The organism is Proteus sp. fly-1067, from assembly GCF_040139345.1.
Lineage (GTDB): Bacteria > Pseudomonadota > Gammaproteobacteria > Enterobacterales > Enterobacteriaceae > Proteus > Proteus vulgaris_B.
In genome coordinates this window covers 1-4,299 of sequence record NZ_JBEEUL010000029.1, presented here as the reverse complement: position 1 = coordinate 4,299, position 4,299 = coordinate 1, and the positions used below count along the sequence as shown (strand labels likewise).

The window sequence follows — 4,299 nt, the reverse complement described above, 5'->3', positions numbered from 1 at the left end:
CCCATGTGAGAGTAGGGAACTGCCAGGCATTAAATAAGACGAGAAAGCCAACCCAATGGGTTGGCTTTTTTGCGTTTAAGACATTTAAAATACAAATATATTTTCTCTCCTCTAATCACTTATCACTTTGCTATCCTCGACGATGCTTGGCTGTTAAACTAAGCTATCAGCTAAATGAGGTAGACTTTCATGAAAGAATCGGTTTCATTGCAAGCATTTAATACATTTGGTTTGAGAGCAAAAGCTCACCAAATAGAAACTGCAAATAATAAAGATGAGCTTTGTACATATTGGCAAAATGCCCATGAGAAGAGATTACCAACCCTTATTCTAGGTGGCGGTAGTAACGTACTATTTACTGAAGATTTTAATGGTATTGTTATCCGTAACTGTATTGCAGGCATTGAAATTACTGAAGATGCACAATATTGGTCTGTTCATGTTGGCGCTGGCGAGAGTTGGCATGCGCTTATTGAATATCTGTTAGAAAAAAACATCTATGGGCTGGAAAATTTAGCGTTGATCCCAGGCAATGTTGGTTCTGCGCCAATACAAAATATTGGTGCTTATGGTAAAGAGCTGAAAGATGTTTGTGCCTATGTTGACATTGTTGAATTAAGTACAGGTAATATTAGCCGACTAACAAATGAAGAGTGTGAGTTTGGTTATCGCGATAGCATTTTCAAACATCATTATCAGCAAGGCTTTGCTATTATTGCTGTCGGTTTACTACTAAGTAAAAAATGGGAACCTATTCTTACTTATGGTGATTTATCAAAATTATCATTAGAAACTGTTACACCAAAGGATGTGTTCGAATCTGTATGCTTAATGAGAACGAGCAAGCTACCAGATCCAGAAATAACGGGTAATGCTGGAAGTTTTTTTAAAAATCCGATTGTTGATATTCGTATTGCACAACAACTAAAAACAGAATATCCATTTTGTCCTCAATATGTACAGCGAGATGGTGTGAAGCTTGCCGCTGGTTGGTTGATTGATCAATGTGGTCTTAAAGGGCATCAAATTGGTGGTGCGGCAGTCCACACTAAACAAGCGCTGGTACTTATTAATAAAGAAGGCAATGCGACAGGTAAGGATATTGTGAGCTTAGCTGCATATATTCGCCAGAAAGTCTCAGAACGCTTCGGTGTAAAATTAGAGCCAGAAGTTCGCTTTATTGGCCAATATGGTGAAATCAATGCTGTGGATGCTATTTCATGAAAGAAACACCAACCCCTTTATTATTAATTAAAATTCTTGCTGATGGAAATATTCATTCAGGAGAGCAATTAGGCGAAAGTTTAGGAATGACTCGTGCAGGCATTAATAAACATATTCAGACATTGCGTAGCTGGGGTATCGACGTTCAGACGGTTGCAGGAAAAGGTTATCAATTAGATGCGCCAATGAACTTACTGAACGCAGATATTGTGAATCAGAATATTAAAGGTGAGCCGGCTAGCGTTATTCCTGTTATAGATTCTACAAATCAGTATTTGATCCAACGTATTAGCGAATTAAAATCGGGTGATGTCTGTATTGCTGAATATCAGTCTGCTGGACGAGGTAGAAGAGGACGCCAATGGATTTCGCCTTTTGGTAGAAATTTATATTTGAGTATGTATTGGAAACTCGATCAAGGACCTGCAGCAGCAATAGGACTGAGTTTGGTTGTTGGCGTTATTATGGCCGAAGTATTACAAAAACTTGGTGCAGATGGCGTTAAAGTAAAATGGCCTAACGATCTCTATTTAAATGATAAAAAGCTTTCAGGTATTCTTGTTGAATTAACAGGGAAGACGGGTGATGTTGCTCATATTGTAACGGGAATTGGTATCAATATTGCGATGAGTAAAAATCAAAATGAAGTAATTAACCAACAATGGATTAATTTAGAGCAAGTCGGTATTAGGATTGACAGAAATGAACTTGCTTGTGAAATTACTAATGCATTAAGAGAAGCATTTATTCAGTTTGAAAAACAAGGGTTATCTATCTTTATAGAACGTTGGAAAAGTTTAGATAATTTTATGCATAGACGGGTAAAGCTCATTATTGGTGAAAAAGAAATCTTTGGTATTGCTAAGGGTATTAATGATCAAGGAGCTTTACTTTTAGAGCAAGATGGTAAAATTACACCTTATATAGGTGGTGAAATTTCACTAAGAAGTGCATCGTAATGTTTTAAATTGCGTCGAATGTCTGAATTGAAAAAGCTTTCTCTAATGGGAAAGCTTTTTTGTTATTTATATTATTAAATCTATTTAGAGCTAGAAGAAATTAGCAAATAATTGTTCAGTTTTATTTACGTAATCTAACGTTACTAATTGTATGATTATGACCTTTGGTTAAGATCAAACTTGCTCTTTCTCTTGTTGGCAAAATGTTTTGTTTTAAGTTTAATCCATTAATTTCTTGCCAAATGGATGAGGCTATTTCTATAGATTCTTCTCTGCTTAATTTAGAGTAATTATTAAAATACGATTCAGGATCAGTAAATGCACCTTCTCTAAATTTTAAAAAGCGACTGATATACCAGTGTTTTAGTAATTCTTCTTCAGCATCAACATAAATAGAAAAATCTACATAATCTGATACGAAAACATTATGTGGATCATGAGGATAATCTTGATTGCTCTGTAATACATTCAATCCTTCAAGAATTAAGATGTCAGGTTGCTCAATAACCTGTTTCTTATCTGGAATGATGTCATACACTAAATGAGAATAGACAGGAGCTGTCACTTGTTTCTTACCTGATTTTATATCAGAAACGAAAGAGACGAGGCTATGCATATCATAGGATTCAGGAAATCCTTTTTTCTTCATTATCCCACGTTTCTTTAACTCTGCATTAGGTAAAAGAAAACCATCAGTAGTAATTAAATCTACTTTACGATGTTCTGGCCAACGCGTTAAAAGTGCTTGTAGCAAGCGAGCTGTCGTACTTTTACCAACAGCAACACTGCCCGCGATACCAATAATATATGGAATTTTAGCGCTTCTTGTGCCAAGAAATTGCTCTAAGACGGCTTGACGGCGTAAGTTAGAGCTAATGTAAAAATTGAGTAATCTTGAAAGAGGAAGATAAATCTCAATAACATCATCAATGGAAATTTCTTCGTTAATTCCTTTTAAGTCTGCAATTTCTTTCTCTGTTAGCGTTAAAGGAACGGAGTCTCTTAACGTTGCCCAGTGCTTTCTGTCAAATTCTAAATAAGGGGTTATAAAGCGTTCTTTGTTATTCATAAGCCAACATCTGCCTAGTCTTCGCAGGTTGGACAGGCTGTTTAAAACACCCGTATCCGATAAAAAATAAACAGCATCATAACGAGTCATGCTTCATTGGCGTAGATATTTTTAAAATTTTTCTACTTTTTTTGACGCGAACTGAATAAATTTGTAAAAAAAGTATAAAAAATAGACATGAAAATTATTTTTTAGCGTAGACTAGTGAGTGTGTAATGAATTTTTTTCTAAAAATTTATTGAGTACAATAAATTTAAGGGCTTAAAAGATAAATTAGAATTCGAATTTATCCTGAATTGTTGTTGTCATTTTGGTCGTTTTTTTCCTAAAAAATCAACAATTCAATCAAAAATGAACAAAATCTAAGCAAAAGAACAAATATCGCAATTTTTTTGTTGCATCATGATGAAAGTCCTCCTAGAATGCGCACCACTTAGCCGGCATAGCTCAGTTGGTAGAGCAACTGACTTGTAATCAGTAGGTCCCGAGTTCGACTCTTGGTGCCGGCACCATTAAAATTTAGTTGGTGGGATACCCAAGCGGCCAAAGGGAGCAGACTGTAAATCTGCCGTCACAGACTTCGAAGGTTCGAATCCTTCTCCCACCACCATTAATTCCTTACTTAAGTGTTTTCAAATAGTAAACTCTTGAGTAGAATACAAAGCTGATTTTAAGTCAGGTAGCCGAGTTCTGCGGGCATCGTATAATGGCTATTACCTCAGCCTTCCAAGCTGATGATGCGGGTTCGATTCCCGCTGCCCGCTCCAGATGTGCTGATATAGCTCAGTTGGTAGAGCGCACCCTTGGTAAGGGTGAGGTCGGCAGTTCGAATCTGCCTATCAGCACCACTCCTTCATGTTCTTGCCTCCCTGATTAAAATCTTAACAAGCAATAGCAAATCGCTAATTTACTTACTGCTTGGTTGATGTGGTGTAACCACCGATTCCGTGTCTTAGAGGGACAATTTAAATGTCTAAAGAAAAATTTGAACGTTCAAAACCGCACGTTAACGTTGGTACTATCGGCCACGTTGACCACGGTAAAACT

At 36.6% G+C, this 4,299-nt stretch carries 3 protein-coding genes, 4 tRNA genes and 1 pseudogene; 7 read left to right on the top strand and 1 reads right to left on the bottom strand.

Annotated features, from left to right (window positions below; all coding sequences use genetic code 11):
- The first annotated feature begins 189 nt into the window (after positions 1–189).
- Entirely contained in the window at positions 190–1,224 is a 1,035-nt protein-coding gene (murB, locus tag ABN217_RS18630) for a UDP-N-acetylmuramate dehydrogenase (RefSeq protein ID WP_196554956.1), read from the top strand.
- Positions 1,221–2,183, top strand: coding sequence for a bifunctional biotin--[acetyl-CoA-carboxylase] ligase/biotin operon repressor BirA (gene birA, locus ABN217_RS18625; protein ID WP_072071179.1), 963 nt, complete (start codon positions 1,221–1,223; stop codon positions 2,181–2,183). Before murB ends, birA begins: the two co-directional genes overlap by 4 nt.
- A gap of 121 nt (positions 2,184–2,304) precedes the next feature.
- Here birA and coaA read toward each other — a convergent pair whose 3' ends face one another.
- Positions 2,305–3,252, bottom strand: a complete 948-nt coding sequence (coaA, locus tag ABN217_RS18620; protein ID WP_072071181.1) for a type I pantothenate kinase — start codon at positions 3,250–3,252, stop codon at positions 2,305–2,307.
- A 436-nt stretch (positions 3,253–3,688) separates the two neighbouring features.
- Here coaA and ABN217_RS18615 point away from each other — a divergent pair.
- The 5 genes and pseudogenes from ABN217_RS18615 to ABN217_RS18595 form a co-directional block, all read left to right on the top strand.
- Positions 3,689–3,764 (top strand) — tRNA-Thr (locus ABN217_RS18615).
- 13 nt (positions 3,765–3,777) lie between these two features.
- A tRNA-Tyr gene (locus tag ABN217_RS18610) sits at positions 3,778–3,862 on the top strand.
- An 82-nt stretch (positions 3,863–3,944) separates the two neighbouring features.
- Positions 3,945–4,019, top strand: a tRNA-Gly gene (locus ABN217_RS18605).
- A 5-nt stretch (positions 4,020–4,024) separates the two neighbouring features.
- Positions 4,025–4,100 (top strand) — tRNA-Thr (locus ABN217_RS18600).
- Between the two features lie 121 nt (positions 4,101–4,221).
- Positions 4,222–4,299: pseudogene (locus ABN217_RS18595) on the top strand (GTP-binding protein); the annotation flags it as partial.

Excerpts from the sequence above, each read along its gene's own strand:
- birA (WP_072071179.1), top strand. The coding sequence starts at position 1,221 with ATGAAAGAAACACCAACCCCTTTATTATTAATTAAAATTCTTGCTGAT.
- coaA (WP_072071181.1), bottom strand. The coding sequence starts at position 3,252 with ATGAATAACAAAGAACGCTTTATAACCCCTTATTTAGAATTTGACAGA.
- murB (WP_196554956.1), top strand. The coding sequence starts at position 190 with ATGAAAGAATCGGTTTCATTGCAAGCATTTAATACATTTGGTTTGAGA.